The sequence below is a fragment of the Tatumella saanichensis genome, assembly GCF_000439375.1.
GTDB classification, from domain to species: Bacteria; Pseudomonadota; Gammaproteobacteria; order Enterobacterales; family Enterobacteriaceae; genus Tatumella; species Tatumella saanichensis.
The window spans coordinates 20,611-35,519 of record NZ_ATMI01000009.1 but is presented as its reverse complement, the minus strand read 5'-3'; the positions used below and the strand labels follow the sequence as shown (position 1 = coordinate 35,519).

The 14,909-nt window shown below is 52.9% G+C and carries 16 protein-coding genes; 8 read left to right on the top strand and 8 right to left on the bottom strand.

Translation table 11 applies throughout. The annotated features are described in order from the left end of the window. Positions 1-99: 99 nt before the first annotated feature. The 5 genes from rpmH (at position 100) to mnmE (ending at position 3,946) form a co-directional block, all read left to right on the top strand. Positions 100-240 (top strand): 50S ribosomal protein L34, encoded by a 141-nt coding sequence (gene rpmH / locus DW47_RS0104905; RefSeq protein ID WP_000831330.1) that lies wholly within the window; start codon positions 100-102, stop codon positions 238-240. Positions 241-254: 14 nt separating this feature from the next. Next, a complete protein-coding gene (rnpA, locus tag DW47_RS0104900) occupies positions 255-614 on the top strand; it encodes a ribonuclease P protein component (protein ID WP_029685267.1) in 360 nt (119 codons plus the stop codon). Beyond that, on the top strand, positions 578-835 hold the full coding sequence (gene yidD, locus DW47_RS16865) for a membrane protein insertion efficiency factor YidD (protein WP_071846609.1): 258 nt from the start codon (positions 578-580) through the stop codon (positions 833-835). The genes rnpA and yidD overlap by 37 nt, the downstream gene beginning before the upstream one ends. A 2-nt stretch (positions 836-837) precedes the next feature. Further along, entirely contained in the window at positions 838-2,481 is a 1,644-nt protein-coding gene (gene yidC / locus DW47_RS0104895; protein ID WP_029685265.1) for a membrane protein insertase YidC, read from the top strand. Between the two features lie 100 nt (positions 2,482-2,581). Beyond that, positions 2,582-3,946, top strand: coding sequence for a tRNA uridine-5-carboxymethylaminomethyl(34) synthesis GTPase MnmE (mnmE, locus tag DW47_RS0104890; protein ID WP_029685264.1), 1,365 nt, complete (start codon positions 2,582-2,584; stop codon positions 3,944-3,946). A gap of 36 nt (positions 3,947-3,982) precedes the next feature. Here mnmE and DW47_RS0104885 read toward each other — a convergent pair whose 3' ends face one another. The 8 genes from DW47_RS0104885 to pstS all read right to left on the bottom strand — a co-directional run bounded on the left by DW47_RS0104885 (position 3,983) and on the right by pstS (position 11,467). Next, a complete protein-coding gene (locus DW47_RS0104885) occupies positions 3,983-4,930 on the bottom strand; it encodes an SPFH domain-containing protein (protein WP_051150830.1) in 948 nt (315 codons plus the stop codon). Between the two features lie 29 nt (positions 4,931-4,959). Beyond that, positions 4,960-5,400 carry an NfeD family protein gene (locus tag DW47_RS0104880; RefSeq protein WP_029685262.1) on the bottom strand — a complete coding sequence of 147 codons (441 nt, stop codon included), beginning with the start codon at positions 5,398-5,400 and terminating at the stop codon, positions 4,960-4,962. A gap of 159 nt (positions 5,401-5,559) precedes the next feature. Then, positions 5,560-6,750 (bottom strand): MFS transporter, encoded by a 1,191-nt coding sequence (locus tag DW47_RS0104875; RefSeq protein WP_051150831.1) that lies wholly within the window; start codon positions 6,748-6,750, stop codon positions 5,560-5,562. Positions 6,751-6,898: 148 nt separating this feature from the next. Continuing rightward, entirely contained in the window at positions 6,899-7,633 is a 735-nt protein-coding gene (gene phoU / locus DW47_RS0104870; RefSeq protein ID WP_029685260.1) for a phosphate signaling complex protein PhoU, read from the bottom strand. Between the two features lie 56 nt (positions 7,634-7,689). Further along, positions 7,690-8,469 carry a phosphate ABC transporter ATP-binding protein PstB gene (gene pstB, locus DW47_RS0104865; RefSeq protein ID WP_029685258.1) on the bottom strand — a complete coding sequence of 260 codons (780 nt, stop codon included), beginning with the start codon at positions 8,467-8,469 and terminating at the stop codon, positions 7,690-7,692. A 45-nt stretch (positions 8,470-8,514) separates the two neighbouring features. Beyond that, positions 8,515-9,393: a phosphate ABC transporter permease PstA gene (gene pstA, locus DW47_RS0104860; protein ID WP_029685257.1), complete on the bottom strand. Its 879-nt coding sequence runs from the start codon at positions 9,391-9,393 to the stop codon at positions 8,515-8,517. Continuing rightward, positions 9,390-10,352, bottom strand: a complete 963-nt coding sequence (gene pstC, locus DW47_RS0104855; protein WP_029685256.1) for a phosphate ABC transporter permease PstC — start codon at positions 10,350-10,352, stop codon at positions 9,390-9,392. The genes pstA and pstC overlap by 4 nt, the downstream gene beginning before the upstream one ends. A 71-nt stretch (positions 10,353-10,423) precedes the next feature. Next, positions 10,424-11,467, bottom strand: coding sequence for a phosphate ABC transporter substrate-binding protein PstS (gene pstS, locus DW47_RS0104850; protein WP_029685255.1), 1,044 nt, complete (start codon positions 11,465-11,467; stop codon positions 10,424-10,426). Positions 11,468-11,812: 345 nt separating this feature from the next. Here pstS and gmk point away from each other — a divergent pair, with 345 nt between their 5' ends. From gmk to spoT, 3 genes are read left to right on the top strand one after another with little or no spacing between them, the layout of a single operon-like run. After that, positions 11,813-12,436 (top strand): guanylate kinase, encoded by a 624-nt coding sequence (gmk, locus tag DW47_RS0104845; RefSeq protein ID WP_029685254.1) that lies wholly within the window; start codon positions 11,813-11,815, stop codon positions 12,434-12,436. Between the two features lie 54 nt (positions 12,437-12,490). Then, positions 12,491-12,766 (top strand): DNA-directed RNA polymerase subunit omega, encoded by a 276-nt coding sequence (gene rpoZ / locus DW47_RS0104840; RefSeq protein ID WP_029685253.1) that lies wholly within the window; start codon positions 12,491-12,493, stop codon positions 12,764-12,766. A gap of 21 nt (positions 12,767-12,787) precedes the next feature. Further along, on the top strand, positions 12,788-14,905 hold the full coding sequence (spoT, locus tag DW47_RS0104835; protein ID WP_029685252.1) for a bifunctional GTP diphosphokinase/guanosine-3',5'-bis pyrophosphate 3'-pyrophosphohydrolase: 2,118 nt from the start codon (positions 12,788-12,790) through the stop codon (positions 14,903-14,905). Positions 14,906-14,909: the final 4 nt, after the last annotated feature.

Here is a 14,909-nt window from a genome sequence, read left to right as displayed (position 1 = left end):
TCCCGCCTCTTTAATTAAAATACACTGAGGCGTCGGTCGGTTTACTGACTCTGCTACGCGTCACCAAGTGAACATTCTCAAGTTTAGGTAGAAATCGCCATGAAACGCACTTTTCAACCGTCTGTACTGAAGCGCAACCGTTCTCACGGCTTCCGTGCTCGTATGGCTACTAAAAATGGTCGTCAGGTTCTGGCACGTCGTCGTGCTAAAGGCCGTGCTCGTCTGACCGTTTCTAAGTAATAAAGCGAACCCTGATGGGTAAGCTCGCATTTCCCAGGGAGTTACGTTTGTTAACTCCCAATCATTTCACTTTCGTCTTCCAGCAGCCGCAACGTGCTGGTACGCCGCAATTGACCATTCTCGGCCGCCAGAATTCCCTGGGGCATCCTCGCATCGGTCTTACCGTCGCAAAGAAACACGTGAAACGCGCCCATGAACGCAACCGGATTAAACGCTTAACCCGGGAAAGCTTTCGTTTGCGTCAGCACGAGCTTCCGGCGATGGATTTTGTGATTGTTGCCAAAAAAGGGATCGCTGAGCTGGATAATCAAACGCTGACGGAAGTGTTGGAGAAATTATGGCGTCGTCATTGTCGCCTGGTGCGCGGCTCCTGATTGTTTTAATCCGCGTTTATCAACGGGCAATAAGTCCTCTGCTGGGGCCTCATTGCCGTTTCAATCCAACCTGTTCCCATTACAGTATCGAAGCCTTACGTCGTTTCGGAATGGTAAAAGGCAGTTGGTTGACGGTGAAACGCGTATTAAAATGCCACCCTTTACATTCGGGTGGTGACGATCCTGTGCCGCCAAAAAACACTGATACCAGAGAAAACTAACGATGGATTCGCAACGCAATCTCTTTTTCATCGCTTTTCTGTTCGTGTCTTTTATGATCTGGCAAGCCTGGCAGACGGACCACAATCCTCAGCCAGCGCAAACTCAGACTACTCAGAATACGAACAGCACCGCAGGTGATGTCGCAAACCAGGGCGTGCCCGCCAGTGGTGAAGGCAAAACGATTACTGTTAAGACAGATGTTCTGTCTGTTGAAATCAATACCCGTGGCGGTGATGTCGAGCAGGCACAGCTGCTGGCCTACTCTGACAAACTGGGCTCTTCTCAGCCTTTCCAGTTGCTGGAAACCTCGCCTGACTTCCTGTATCAGGCCCAGAGCGGTTTGACCGGTCGTAACGGTCCGGATAACCCGTCTAACGGTGCCCGGCCCCTGTATACGGCGGCCCAGCAAAGCTATCAGTTGGCTGATGGTCAGGCGGAACTGCGTGTTCCTCTGACTTGGACCGGTCAGGACGGCGTTGTCTACACCAAAACCTTCATCTTTAAGCGCGGCGGTTACGCGGTAGATGTGGATTACCACGTCAACAACGTCTCCACTCAGCCTCTGGAAGTGTCGATGTTTGGTCAGCTGAAGCAGACTATCGACCTGCCAAAAGCGCGCGATACCGGCAGCAAGAACTTTGCTTTACACACTTTCCGTGGTGCGGCTTACTCCACCAGCAACGAAAAGTATGAAAAGTATAAATTCGATACCATTGCCGATAACGAAAACCTGAATACCAATACTGACAATGGCTGGGTTGCCATGCTGCAGCAGTACTTTGCGACAGCTTGGGTACCACGCACTGCCGGAAGCAATACCCTGTACACCAGTAACTTGGGTAACGGTGTCGCGGCGATTGGTTATAAATCCGCGCCGGTGACGATTGCCCCGGGCACGCAGCAGGATCTGAACTCAACCCTGTGGGTTGGTCCTGAAATTCAGGATCAGATGGCGGCAGTGTCTCCGCACCTGGATTTAACCGTTGATTACGGTTGGTTATGGTTTATCTCTCAGCCACTGTTTAAGCTGCTGAAGTTTATCCACAGCTTTATCGGTAACTGGGGCTTCTCCATTATCGTGATCACCTTTATCGTTCGCGGTATCATGTACCCGCTGACCCGTGCGCAATACACCTCTATGGCGAAAATGCGCATGCTGCAACCGAAAATTCAGGCAATGCGTGAGCGCTTGGGTGACGATAAGCAGCGTATCAGCCAGGAAATGATGGCGCTGTATAAAGAAGAAAAAGTGAATCCGCTGGGTGGCTGTCTGCCGCTAGTGATCCAGATGCCAATCTTCCTGGCACTGTATTACATGCTGTCAGGCTCGGTTGAACTGCGCCATGCGCCGTTTATCCTGTGGATCCATGACCTATCAGCGCAGGACCCGTACTACATCCTGCCAATCCTGATGGGTGTGACCATGTTCTTTATTCAGAAGATGTCACCGACCACCGTCACTGATCCGACTCAGCAGAAGATCATGACCTTTATGCCGGTTATCTTTACGGTGTTCTTCCTGTGGTTCCCATCCGGTCTGGTGCTGTACTATATCGTCAGCAACCTGGTCACCATTCTTCAGCAGCAGCTGATTTATCGTGGACTGGAAAAACGCGGACTGCACAGCCGTAAGAAAAAAGCCTGACAGCGGACACGCAGCCAGTCTGCGTGACCCTCCTGACAACTCAGGATAGGATAAGGCGGTCATTTGACCGCCTTTTTTTATTGGTAAAGAGAGAACAGTTATGAGCCACAGCGATACCATCGTCGCCCAGGCAACCCCACCGGGTCGTGGCGGGGTCGGCATCTTGCGTATTTCCGGCCCGAAAGCGGCCAGCGTCGCAGAACAGATCCTGGGTAAACTACCGAAAGCCCGCTATGCCGATTATCTGCCGTTCCGCGAAGCAGATGGCACGGTACTGGACCAAGGCATTGCCCTGTGGTTCCCGGGACCGAACTCCTTCACCGGCGAAGATGTGCTGGAATTACAGGGACACGGCGGTCCGGTGATCCTCGACCTGCTGCTGAAACGTATCGTCGCCCTCCCCGGCCTGCGTATTGCCAGACCGGGTGAGTTCTCGGAGCGTGCCTTCCTCAATGATAAACTGGACCTGGCACAGGCCGAAGCTATCGCCGACCTGATCGATGCCAGTTCCGAACAGGCTGCCCGTTCGGCGGTCAACTCCTTACAAGGGGTCTTCTCACAGCGGGTCAATGGTCTGGTTGAAGCCCTTACCCACCTGCGGATTTATGTGGAAGCCGCCATCGATTTTCCAGACGAAGAGATCGATTTTCTGTCTGACGGTAAAATCGAAGCCCAACTGGACGGCGTGATCAGTGATCTAAACCATGTCCGTCAGGAAGCCCGTCAAGGCAGCCTGTTACGCGAAGGGATGAAAGTAGTGATCGCCGGACGGCCTAACGCCGGAAAATCCAGTCTACTGAATGCACTGGCGGGCAGAGAAGCGGCCATTGTTACTGACATTGCCGGGACCACCCGCGATGTCCTACGCGAGCATATCCATATCGACGGTATGCCACTGCATATTATCGATACCGCTGGACTGCGTGAAGCCAGCGATGAAGTCGAGCGTATCGGTATCGAGCGTGCTTGGCAGGAGATCGAACAGGCTGATCATGTGCTGTTTATGGTGGACGGGACCACGACTGCCGAAACCGATCCACAGGCGATCTGGCCGGAGTTTATCGCCCGTTTACCTGCGGCGATGCCGGTCACCGTGATCCGTAATAAAGCGGATGTCACCGGCGAAGCAGCGGGGGCAGATACCTCCAGTCACCATACCCTGATCCGTCTGTCTGCGCGTTCCGGGGCGGGCGTGGAGACCTTGCGTGACCACCTAAAAGAGAGCATGGGTTTTGCCGGTAATGTCGAAGGCGGTTTTATTGCCCGCCGCCGTCATCTGGAAGCGCTGGAATTAGCCAATGTTCACCTGTTACAGGGCCGTGACCAATTACTAGGTGCCCGTGCCGGCGAGTTGTTAGCGGAAGAACTTCGCCTCGCTCAGCAGGCGTTGAGTGAAATCACCGGTGAATTTACCGCCGATGATCTGCTAGGCCGGATCTTCTCCAGCTTCTGTATCGGCAAGTAAAAGAAAACACCGGCCTCCCGGGCCGGTGGTAACACCTCACCGGGAGCGGGAGTTCGGGTTGCTGCTGGCAACTTCAGCACCGACTGACATCAAGGCACCGGCATTCAGTAGCCCGCCCACAGCCTGTGCTAGATCGGCGGGCATCGCCACCACCTTGGCATTATCACTTTTCGACAGTTCCCCGAGGGTAGTTACATAGTTATTGGCCAGCTGGAACGACATAGCCTGATGGCCTCCGGCGGCGATCAGTGCCTGAGCCAGCTGTTCCGTCGCTTTACGCTGCCCGGCGGCCAGCGTTTCAATGGCTTCAGCTTCACGCCGTGAAGCTTCGAGTTTTGCTTCAGCATCAAGGATCATTGCCTGCTTTTTCCCTTCGGCTTCGCGAATAGCGGCATTTTTATTCCCTTCGGCGCGGGTTTCGGTCGCTTTACGTTCACGCTCTGCCGCTGCCTGCTGCTCCATCGATTTGCGCATAGAATCTGACGGAGTGATATCCTGAATATCCACGGTTCTGAGGATCAGCCCCCAGTCGTTCATCTGCTCTTCCATATTGGCACGCAGGGTTACCGCCAGTTGGTCACGGTTAGATAAGGTATCATCGAGGTTCATCCCGCCGACCGCATTACGGATGGTGGTCATGACTAGATTCTGTACCGCCGCGCTGTAACTGTCGACCCCGTAAGCTGCTTTGTTGGGATCTGCCACGCGGATAAAGCAGATGGCATTTACCCCAACGGTAGCATTATCTTTGGTGATCCCCTCAATCCCTTGGATTTCAAACATTTGGTCTTTGGCGGACATCTTATAGGCCACCACATCAATAAACGGGATCAAGATATTCAGTCCCGGATTGAGGGTGGTGTGGTATTTACCCAATCGTTCGACAATCCACTGGTCCGCCTGAGGGACAATACGGACACATTTAAAAAACGAAATCGCTAGCAAAATAATCAGTAAGAAAATCGCAATCAGTCCCGGTGTCATACGCTATCCTCCTTGGGATATCTTAAAGGTTAAACCGCTGCTACTTTGACCTGGCCATTGTCTACCATAGCCACGACTCGGACTCGGGCCTGACGGGCTAAGGGCTGATCACTGATGCAGGGCCACTCTTGCCGCCCCAGCACCGGTTTCATCAGCAGGAGTATCCCGCTGCTGCCAGGCTCTAACGCGGAGGCCAACAGTCCCTGCTGGCCGATGAGAGGTTCGGCGATAAAAGGTTCCGGCGGACTGCGTACCCAGCGAACCCAGATCCATGCGCACAGCAGAGACGCTACCAGCCAGAGCACAACCTGTGGAACTACCGCTAATTGCGGCACCATCAGCACAGTGATTGCCGGAACCAGGGCCGCCAGCGCCATCCATAGACCGAAAAATGTGACGGTAAAGAGTTCAATCAGGCCGAAGATCGCCGCAATCGCCACCCAGAACCAGAATAGTGCGGTTATTTCCATGCTTCCCTCCTTTTAGGCCGCTGATCGCCTCAACCAGTGATAACAGCGTCCGAAGACTTATCTTGCCTGAAAAATCAGTAGTCCGCCTGCGCAGGGTCCTCAAACTGTGTATCGCACCCTATTACTCGACTTTTTTGTGATCTCAATAGGCCAATCACCTTACCCGATGGCACCCAGCGAATCCTCACTTCCTCGAGATCGAGGTAGCAGCAGAAGGGTGGCAAGCATATCCAGCACATAGATCGAGGCCAGCAGGGTAATGGCTGCGCTGAACGACCACTGAGAAGCCAGCATGCCGATCACCACCGGCCCAAGGCCACCCACTGCCCGGCCAGCATTGAACAGTACGTTCTGCGCCGTGGCCCGGGCAGCAGCCGGATAGGTATCAGAGATCAGCGCACCGTAGCCACCAATCATGCCATTCACAAACATCCCCATTACCGCTCCGGCCACTAACATCAGCGTCGGGTCAGTCAACTGCGCATAAACGATCACCATAATGACTGCCCCCAACTGATAGACAATAAAGACCGAACGGCGGGAAAAGCGATCGGCCAACCAGCCAAACAGCGCAATCCCCAGCGTCATTCCCAGCACCGTAACGGCTGTCCAGACCCCAGATTTGGTAAGGCTGAAACCGAACATTTTCGACAGATAACCCGGCATCCAGATCATCAGTCCGTAGTAACCGAAATTTTGGACCGAGCAGAGGATAAAAATACCTAAGCTGGCTTTGGTGGTCGGGACATCCTTACACAGCAGTTTCAGGCGAGCGATAAAGGAGAGTGCCGGTGCCTGCGCCATTTCACGGGTAAAACCTTCCGGCTCCCCGAGACCGCGACGGATAAAAAACGAAAACAACGCCGGGACTAACCCCACCAGGAACATACCGCGCCAACTGATATACGTCAGTAACAGCGGAGTGAGGAAAGCAGCCATTAACACTCCCCCCTGCCAGCCGATCCCTACCCAGGCCGATGCACGGTTACGTTTACTGACGGGCCAAGCCTCGGCAATCAGTGCCATACCGATACCAAACTCGCCACCCAGACCGACACCGGCCAAGGTACGGTATAGCAGCAGATCGTGATAGCCGCGGGCGATGGCACACAGGCCGGTAAAGACCGAGAACATCAAAATAGTCAGGGTCAGGATTTTCATCCGCCCGTAGCGGTCACTCAAGGCACCAAACAGGATCCCTCCGACCACCGCCCCGATTAGCGTCCAAGTGACCAGCGCACCGGCCTGTGAGTAGTTAAGCGACAACGATGCGCTAATCGCTGGCAGCATGAACCCGAGGATCAAGAGGTCGAAACCATCCATCGCATAGCCACTGATGGCCGCTAGCATGGCTTTCGCCGGAGTTACCGTTTTTTTGTTGTGCACGTCTGTATCCGTAAAATCAGTAAGGAAGGAGTGGGAGGAGTATAAAAAGATGCGTGCACAGATGCTATGCGAGATGAAAAAACAGGCGACGGGGTTACGCCGCCTACCAGGATCAAACGTGGGGCTGGCTATCCGGCTCATCGCCCAGTAGGACGTTCAGTTTATCGCCGCCCAGATGACGGAAATTCTGCCCTTTGACAAAATAGAAAATAATTTCACAGATATTTTGGCAGCGATCACCGATACGTTCGATGGCGCGGGCACAAAACAATGCTGTCAGCACGCTGGGAATGGTACGAGGGTCTTCCATCATATAGGTCATTAATTGACGGATAATGCCTTCGTACTCTTTATCGACTTTTTTATCCTCCCGATAGATCTGCACCGCCGCATTCAGGTCCATACGGGTGAATGCATCCAGTACATCGTGCAGCATCTGTACCGCATGGCGGCCTAGGGATTCCAAGCTGACCAGTAACGGCTGATGGGTCTGTCCGAACTTCTCCAATGCGGTGCGGCTGATTTTCTCTGCCACATCGCCGATACGTTCCAGTTCGGAAATGGTTTTGATGATCGCCATCACCATGCGTAAATCACTGGCGGTCGGCTGGCGTTTGGCAATAATCCGTACGCAGTGTTCATCGATTTCCACTTCCATGCGGTTTACTTTTTGGTCGTCATCAATCACCCGCTGCGCCAGCTCGCCGTCCATGGTCTGCATGGCGGTAATAGCATCCGTCAGTTGCTGCTCCACCAGCCCGCCCATGATCATCACTTGAGTGCGGATATGTTCCAGTTCGGCGTTAAACTGCCCAGAGATATGTTTATTTAAATTAAGGCTGTCCATCGGGGTCTCCCGTGTTTATCGGCATATCAGGCTGGCTACACATTACAGTGGCGGTATTAGCCATAGCGTCCAGTAATATAATCTTCCGTCTGTTTACGGGACGGCTTGGTAAACAGCGTATCGGTATCACTGAATTCAATCAGTTCCCCCATATACATAAACGCCGTATGATCAGAACAGCGTGCCGCCTGCTGCATGTTGTGGGTAACGATCACCACGGTGTAGTCCTGTTTCAGTTCACTGATCAGTTCTTCGATACGGCCAGTGGAGATAGGGTCCAGGGCTGAGCAAGGCTCATCCAGTAACAGCACTTCCGGACGGATAGCGATACCACGGGCGATACACAGACGCTGTTGCTGACCACCGGACAGGCTATAACCACTCTGATTCAGCTTATCTTTGGTCTCTGTCCATAACGCTGCTTTCGTCAGCGCCCACTGTACGCGTTCATCCATCTCTGCACGGGAGAGCTTTTCAAATAGCCGTACCCCAAAAGCAATGTTGTCATAAATCGACATCGGGAACGGCGTCGGCTTCTGAAAGACCATTCCGACCCGGGCCCGTAATAGGGCGATGTCTTGGCTGTGGCTGAGAATATTTTCCCCATCCAGCAGAATTTCCCCGTCGGCACGCTGATCCGGATAGAGCTGATACATCTTATTAAAGGTGCGTAACAGCGTCGATTTCCCACAACCGGAAGGGCCGATAAAGGCGGTTACCTGATTACGGGCAATCTCCAGATTGACGTTTTTCAGGGCATGAAATTTTCCATAGTGGAAATTTAGGTCTTTGACCTGAATTTTCGCCGAGGAAGTATGGGTATTAAGCCTATTCATCTTCAGTCTCTCTTATACCGCGCCGCCGCTAGCCGCGCCGTCACATCAGGATTTACGCTTGGCAAAAATACACCGTGCCACAATATTCAGCAGTAATACGCACAGGGTGATAATCAGTACCCCCGCCCAAGCGAGGTTTTGCCACTGAGAAAATGGACTCATGGCAAATTTGTAGATAGTCACCGGCAGGTTAGCCAGCGGCTGCGACATATCGGTGCTCCAGAACTGGTTAGACAGTGCCGTAAACAACAGGGGTGCTGTTTCCCCAGCAATACGGGCGATAGCCAACAATACCCCGGTGATGATCCCCGATATGGAAGCTTTCAGGGTGATCGCCAGTATCATTTTCCACTTTGGCGTTCCTAGAGCATAAGCCGCCTCACGCATCTGGTCTGGCACCAGTTTCATCATATTTTCGGTGGTGCGGATAACGATAGGCACCTGTAACAATGCCAACGCGATCACACCGGCCCAACCTGAGAAGTGATGCATGCGCGCGACCACCAAGGTGTAGACAAACAGCCCGATCACGATCGAGGGCGCAGACAGCAGAATGTCATTAATAAAGCGGATCACGCCGGCCAGCAGTGATTTCCGTCCATACTCCGCCAAATAAATTCCTGCCATAATACCCAGCGGCGTGCCGACCAACGTGGCCCAAAGGATCAGTAATCCACTGCCAGCCAAGGCATTCGACAGGCCCCCCCCATCGGTATTCGGTGGCGGGGTCGGCTGGGTAAACAGATCAATAGACAGCCCACTCATCCCTCGGGAGACCGTGGTCCACAGGATCCAAATCAGCCAGAACAGGCCAAAGGCCATCGTCAATAAGGACAGACCGATCGCGATACGGTTCTTCAGGCTGCGCCGCGATTGCATTTTGCGGCGGGATGCCGCCAGTGCGCTCTGTGATGGCAATGTCATGAGCGCCCTCCTTCACTTTTTGCCAGCCGTAAAATCATCAGCTTAGAGATCGCCAGCACTACAAAGGTGATAAAGAACAGGATCAAGCCCAGTTCCATCAATGCCGCCACATGCAGCCCAGATTCGGCTTCGGCGAATTCGTTGGCCAGTGCCGAGGTAATGCTGTTACCCGGCATATACAGGGACGCGCTATCCAGTTGGTAGGTATTGCCGATAATAAAGGTCACGGCCATGGTCTCACCCAAGGCGCGCCCCAGCCCCAGCATAATGCCGCCAATTACCCCATTACGGGTAAAGGGGAGCACGACATGGCGCACCACTTCCCACGTGGTACAGCCTAACCCATAGGCGGACTCTTTCATCATTACTGGGGTTTGTTCGAAGACATCACGCATGACCGAAGCGATATAGGGAATGATCATAATGGCCAAGATCACCCCAGCGGCCAAAATACCGATACCGAAAGCCGGGCCGGAAAACAGGCTACCGATAACAGGCACCGAGGAGAGCAAATCCCCGACCGGGGTCTGAAAGTATTCGGCAAACAGCGGTGCAAACACAAATAAGCCCCACATCCCATAGACGATACTCGGAATAGCAGCCAGCAGTTCAATGGCGGTCCCCAGCGGACGGCGTAACCAGCCTGGGGAGAGCTCGGTGAGAAACAGAGCGATCCCAAAACTCACGGGGACGGCAATCAGCAAGGCAATGAACGAAGTGACTACCGTACCGTAAATGGGGACTAGCGCACCAAACTGCTCATTGGGCGCATCCCAGGTTTTATTCCACAGGAAGGAGAATCCAAATTTATGGATACTCGGTAATGAAGAGATAATCAGTGAAACGATAATGCCGCCAAGCAGCAGCAACACAATCAGCGCACAGAGTCTTACCAGTGCACCGAAGAGGATATCGCCCTGTTTACCTGGCGCTTTGAAAACTGGCTTTCTTTCCGCCATAACACTCTCTGCTGACAATGGATCGGGCGGCGAACGCCGCCCGGAAATAGTGAGTCATCGCACTGAAGTCGTTACTGATACAGCGCGTTACCCTGACTATCCGTTATATTGGTTTTCCACGCTGCACGAATTTGCGAAACGACCGAGGCTGGCAGAGGTGCATAATCCAGGCTGGCAGCGGTTTTATTCCCTTGGTTGTAGGCCCAATCAAAGAATTTTAACACTGCGGCACCCTTAGTGGCGTCATTCTGCTTTTTATACACAAGAATAAAAGTGGTTGAAGAGATAGGCCAGGCATCATCACCTTTCTGGTAAGTCAGGTCCTGAGCGAAGCTTTTTTGCCAGTCAGCCCCTTTAGCCGCATTACTGAAGCTGGTTTCAGAAGGCAATACCGCTTTACCGTCTGCATCCACAAGCTTGGTGTAGGTCAGGTTATTCTGCTTAGCGTAGGCATATTCCACATAACCGATAGATCCTGGCAGACGTTGGACAAAGGCTGCGACACCGTCATTGCCTTTACCCCCCAGTCCGACCGGCCAGTTAACGGTATTACCTTTACCAATGGTAGACTGCCAGTCGGCATTCACTTTTGACAGATAGCTGGTAAAGACAAAGGACGTCCCTGAACCATCGGCACGGCGCACGACATTAATGCTACTGGCAGGTAGTTTAATGCCTGGGTTAAGGCGAACAATTGCCGGGTCATTCCACTTTTTGATTTTGCCGAGGTAAATATCCCCCACGGTCTGACCGTCCAGTGTCAGTTCTCCGGATTTAATGCCAGGCAGGTTCACAGCCAACACCACTCCTCCGATCACCGTTGGAAATTGGAACAGGCCATTTTTCTGCAAATCCGCATCGTTCAGTGGTGCATCGGAAGCCCCGAAATCGACGGTTTTGGCAATGATCTGTTTTACGCCACCGGAAGAACCGATACCCTGATAGTTTACCTGGCTGCCATCGGTTTTCTGATAATCCGCTGCCCAGCGGGCGTAGACCGGTGCAGGGAAGGTGCCGCCAGCGCCAGTTAAATTGGTCGCAGCCATCGCAGAGACCGCTGTGACAGACAGAGTTGCCGCCAATACCCGGGCTGCTGTGGTTTGTTTCAGTCTCATAGTCCCTCCGAGGGAATGATGTCCCGGCGTTCAGCCGGTGATTCAGATATCGGATTGTACTGCACGATGAAAATAGGACAGTTTGATGACAGCAATATGTCCGAAATATGACACTTTTATGACAGCAAAAACAGGCTGCCACACTGCAACCGTCTTAAGGAATTCGCCAGATCATTTCGATCAGATCCGTGATGCGCACCTGAAAAAAAGATCCGATCCCGCGCCGCTTTCCAGGGCTCTGAGAAGAAATATTCAGCAAAATGCATGCAAACGCTGCTTATGAGCCTGTGGCTGTGTATAATGGTAAAGATATTGTCCCCGCTCTTTACTCAATTCAAGAAAATCATGGCTCAAGGTACACTGTTTATTGTTTCCGCCCCCAGCGGCGCGGGTAAATCAAGCCTGATCACAGCACTGCTGAAAACCCAGCCGCTGTATGACACTCAGGTCTCCGTTTCCCATACCACACGGGACATGCGCCCCGGCGAAGTGCAGGGTGATCACTATTTCTTCGTCTCTAAAGAAGAGTTCCGCGCAATGATCGCAGACGGCGCCTTCTTGGAATACGCAGAGGTGTTTGGTAACTACTACGGCACCTCTCGCAAAGCGATTGAGCAGGTACTGGCGACCGGCGTTGATGTTTTTCTTGATATTGACTGGCAGGGCGCACAACAGATCCGTGCACAGATGCCTGCGGCACGGACAATTTTCGTTCTTCCGCCATCGAAAGATGAACTCGATCGCCGTCTGCGTGGCCGTGGCCAAGACAGCGAAGACGTTATCGTCAAACGTATGGCGAAAGCGGTAGATGAGATGAGTCATTACGCAGAGTACGATTATCTGATCGTTAATGATGACTTTGATCTGGCGCTGTCTGACCTGAAAACGATCATCCGCGCAGAGCGTCTGCGAATGAATCGTCAAAAAGCCCGACATGATGCATTAATCAGCAAATTATTGGCACACTGAACTTGGTTTCAGTATTATGCCCAGTCATTTCTTCACCTGTGGAGTAGCACATTTATGGCACGCGTAACCGTTCAGGACGCAGTAGAAAAAGTTGGAAACCGTTTTGACCTGGTACTGGTCGCTGCACGTCGAGCACGTCAGATGCAGGTCGGTGGCAAAGATGCCCTGGTTCCAGAAGAAAACGATAAACCAACGGTTATCGCATTACGCGAAATCGAAGAAGGCCTGATCACTAACCAGATCTTGGATGTGCGTGATCGTCAAGAACAGCATGAGCAGGAAACCGCCGAACTCCAGGCTGTGACCGCGATTGCTGAAGGTCATCGTTAATCTGACTGTTGAAGGCCGCCCTTGTATCTGTTTGAAAGCCTCAATCAACTGATTGAAAAATACCTGCCCGAGGATCAAATTAAACGCCTCCGGCAGGCCTATCTTGTTGCCCGTGATGCCCACGAGGGTCAGACGCGTTCCAGCGGTGAACCTTACATCACGCATCCGGTAGCCGTTGCCTGTATTCTCGCCGAAATGCGCCTCGACCATGAAACACTGATGGCCGCATTACTGCATGACGTGATCGAAGATACTCCGGCGACCTACCAAGACATGGAACAGCTATTCGGGAAAAGCGTTGCCGAGTTAGTCGATGGCGTATCCAAACTGGATAAGCTGAAATTCCGTGACAAGAAAGAAGCCCAGGCAGAAAACTTCCGTAAGATGATTATGGCCATGGTACAGGATATCAGGGTCATCTTAATCAAACTGGCAGACCGGACCCACAATATGCGCACCCTTGGGTCGCTGCGTCCGGACAAGCGGCGGCGTATCGCCCTGGAAACGCTGGAAATATACAGTCCCTTAGCCCATCGTCTGGGTATTCATCACCTGAAAACCGAACTGGAAGAGTTAGGCTTTGAAGCCCTCTATCCGAACCGTTACCGGGTGATCAAAGAGGTGGTCAAGGCAGCCCGCGGCAACCGTAAAGAGATGATCCAGAAGATCCTGTCTGAAATCGATGGGCGTCTTCAGGAGTCGGGGATCCCTTGCCGCGTCAGTGGTCGGGAGAAACATCTCTACTCGATTTATCAGAAAATGCACTTAAAAGAGCAGCGTTTTCACTCAATTATGGATATCTACGCCTTCCGCGTCATCGTCAAAGATGTGGATACCTGTTACCGCGTTCTCGGACAGATGCACAGTCTCTACAAGCCTCGTCCGGGCCGTGTTAAAGATTATATCGCCATTCCCAAAGCCAACGGCTATCAGTCACTGCACACTTCGATGATCGGTCCACATGGTGTACCGGTTGAAGTGCAGATCCGTACCGAAGATATGGATCAGATGGCCGAAATGGGGGTCGCAGCGCATTGGGCTTATAAAGCGCCGGGCGAAAGTGGTTCCACCACCGCCCAAGTTCGTGCCCAGCGCTGGTTACAAAGTTTGCTGGAACTACAGCAAAGTGCTGGGAATTCCTTCGAATTTATCGAAAGTGTCAAGTCTGACCTGTTCCCAGACGAAATTTATGTCTTCACCCCTGAAGGGCGGATTGTCGAGCTACCGGCTGGCGCCACCCCGGTGGACTTCGCCTATGCGGTACATACCGATATCGGTCATGCCTGCGTCGGGGCGCGTGTCGACCGCCAGCCTTATCCGCTGTCACAGCCACTGACCAGCGGCCAGACTATCGAGATCATTACTGCACCGGGGGCGCGTCCAAATGCGGCTTGGCTCAACTTCGTAGTCAGCTCGAAAGCGCGCGCGAAAATCCGTCAGTTACTGAAAAACTTGAAACGTGAAGAGTCCGTCAGTCTCGGCCGCCGTCTGCTTAGCCATGCGCTGGGAGGCAGTAAGAAACTGGCTGAAATTCCACAGGAAAACATCCATAAAGAACTGGAGCGCATGAAGCTGCCGAACTTGGATGATCTGCTGGCAGAGATCGGGCTGGGTAATGCCATGAGTGTGGTGGTGGCGAAAAATCTGCTGCCCGCCGACAATGCAGAGCCATTGCCGAAATCTAATGCCAGAAAGCATAAGCTGCCGATCAAAGGTGCTGATGGCGTGCTAATCACCTTTGCGAAATGCTGCCGTCCGATCCCCGGTGACCCGATTGTTGCCCACGTCAGTCCGGGCAAAGGCTTGGTGGTGCACCACGAATCCTGTCGCAATATCCGCGGTTACCAGAAAGAGGCCGAGAAGTTTATGCCGGTCGAATGGGACACGGTGACCGAGCAGGATTTTGTGACCGAAATTAAAGTCGATATGCTGAATCATCAGGGTGCACTGGCGAATCTGACCGCGGCGATCAACACCTGTCACTCCAATATTCAGAGCCTGAACACAGAAGAACGTGACGGCCGGGTGTACAGTGCCTTTATCCGTCTTACCGTCCGCGACCGTATTCATCTGGCGGACATCATGCGTAAGCTGCGTGTGATGCCGGATGTGATCAAGGTCCACAGGAATCGTAACTAACGGC

Coding starts and splice junctions, on each gene's coding strand:
- rpmH (WP_000831330.1), top strand. CDS start 100: ATGAAACGCACTTTTCAACCGTCTGTACTGAAGCGCAACCGTTCTCAC.
- rnpA (WP_029685267.1), top strand. CDS start 255: ATGGGTAAGCTCGCATTTCCCAGGGAGTTACGTTTGTTAACTCCCAAT.
- yidD (WP_071846609.1), top strand. CDS start 578: ATGGCGTCGTCATTGTCGCCTGGTGCGCGGCTCCTGATTGTTTTAATC.
- yidC (WP_029685265.1), top strand. CDS start 838: ATGGATTCGCAACGCAATCTCTTTTTCATCGCTTTTCTGTTCGTGTCT.
- mnmE (WP_029685264.1), top strand. CDS start 2,582: ATGAGCCACAGCGATACCATCGTCGCCCAGGCAACCCCACCGGGTCGT.
- DW47_RS0104885 (WP_051150830.1), bottom strand. CDS start 4,930: ATGACACCGGGACTGATTGCGATTTTCTTACTGATTATTTTGCTAGCG.
- DW47_RS0104880 (WP_029685262.1), bottom strand. CDS start 5,400: ATGGAAATAACCGCACTATTCTGGTTCTGGGTGGCGATTGCGGCGATC.
- DW47_RS0104875 (WP_051150831.1), bottom strand. CDS start 6,750: ATGCTAGCGGCCATCAGTGGCTATGCGATGGATGGTTTCGACCTCTTG.
- phoU (WP_029685260.1), bottom strand. CDS start 7,633: ATGGACAGCCTTAATTTAAATAAACATATCTCTGGGCAGTTTAACGCC.
- pstB (WP_029685258.1), bottom strand. CDS start 8,469: ATGAATAGGCTTAATACCCATACTTCCTCGGCGAAAATTCAGGTCAAA.
- pstA (WP_029685257.1), bottom strand. CDS start 9,393: ATGACATTGCCATCACAGAGCGCACTGGCGGCATCCCGCCGCAAAATG.
- pstC (WP_029685256.1), bottom strand. CDS start 10,352: ATGGCGGAAAGAAAGCCAGTTTTCAAAGCGCCAGGTAAACAGGGCGAT.
- pstS (WP_029685255.1), bottom strand. CDS start 11,467: ATGAGACTGAAACAAACCACAGCAGCCCGGGTATTGGCGGCAACTCTG.
- gmk (WP_029685254.1), top strand. CDS start 11,813: ATGGCTCAAGGTACACTGTTTATTGTTTCCGCCCCCAGCGGCGCGGGT.
- rpoZ (WP_029685253.1), top strand. CDS start 12,491: ATGGCACGCGTAACCGTTCAGGACGCAGTAGAAAAAGTTGGAAACCGT.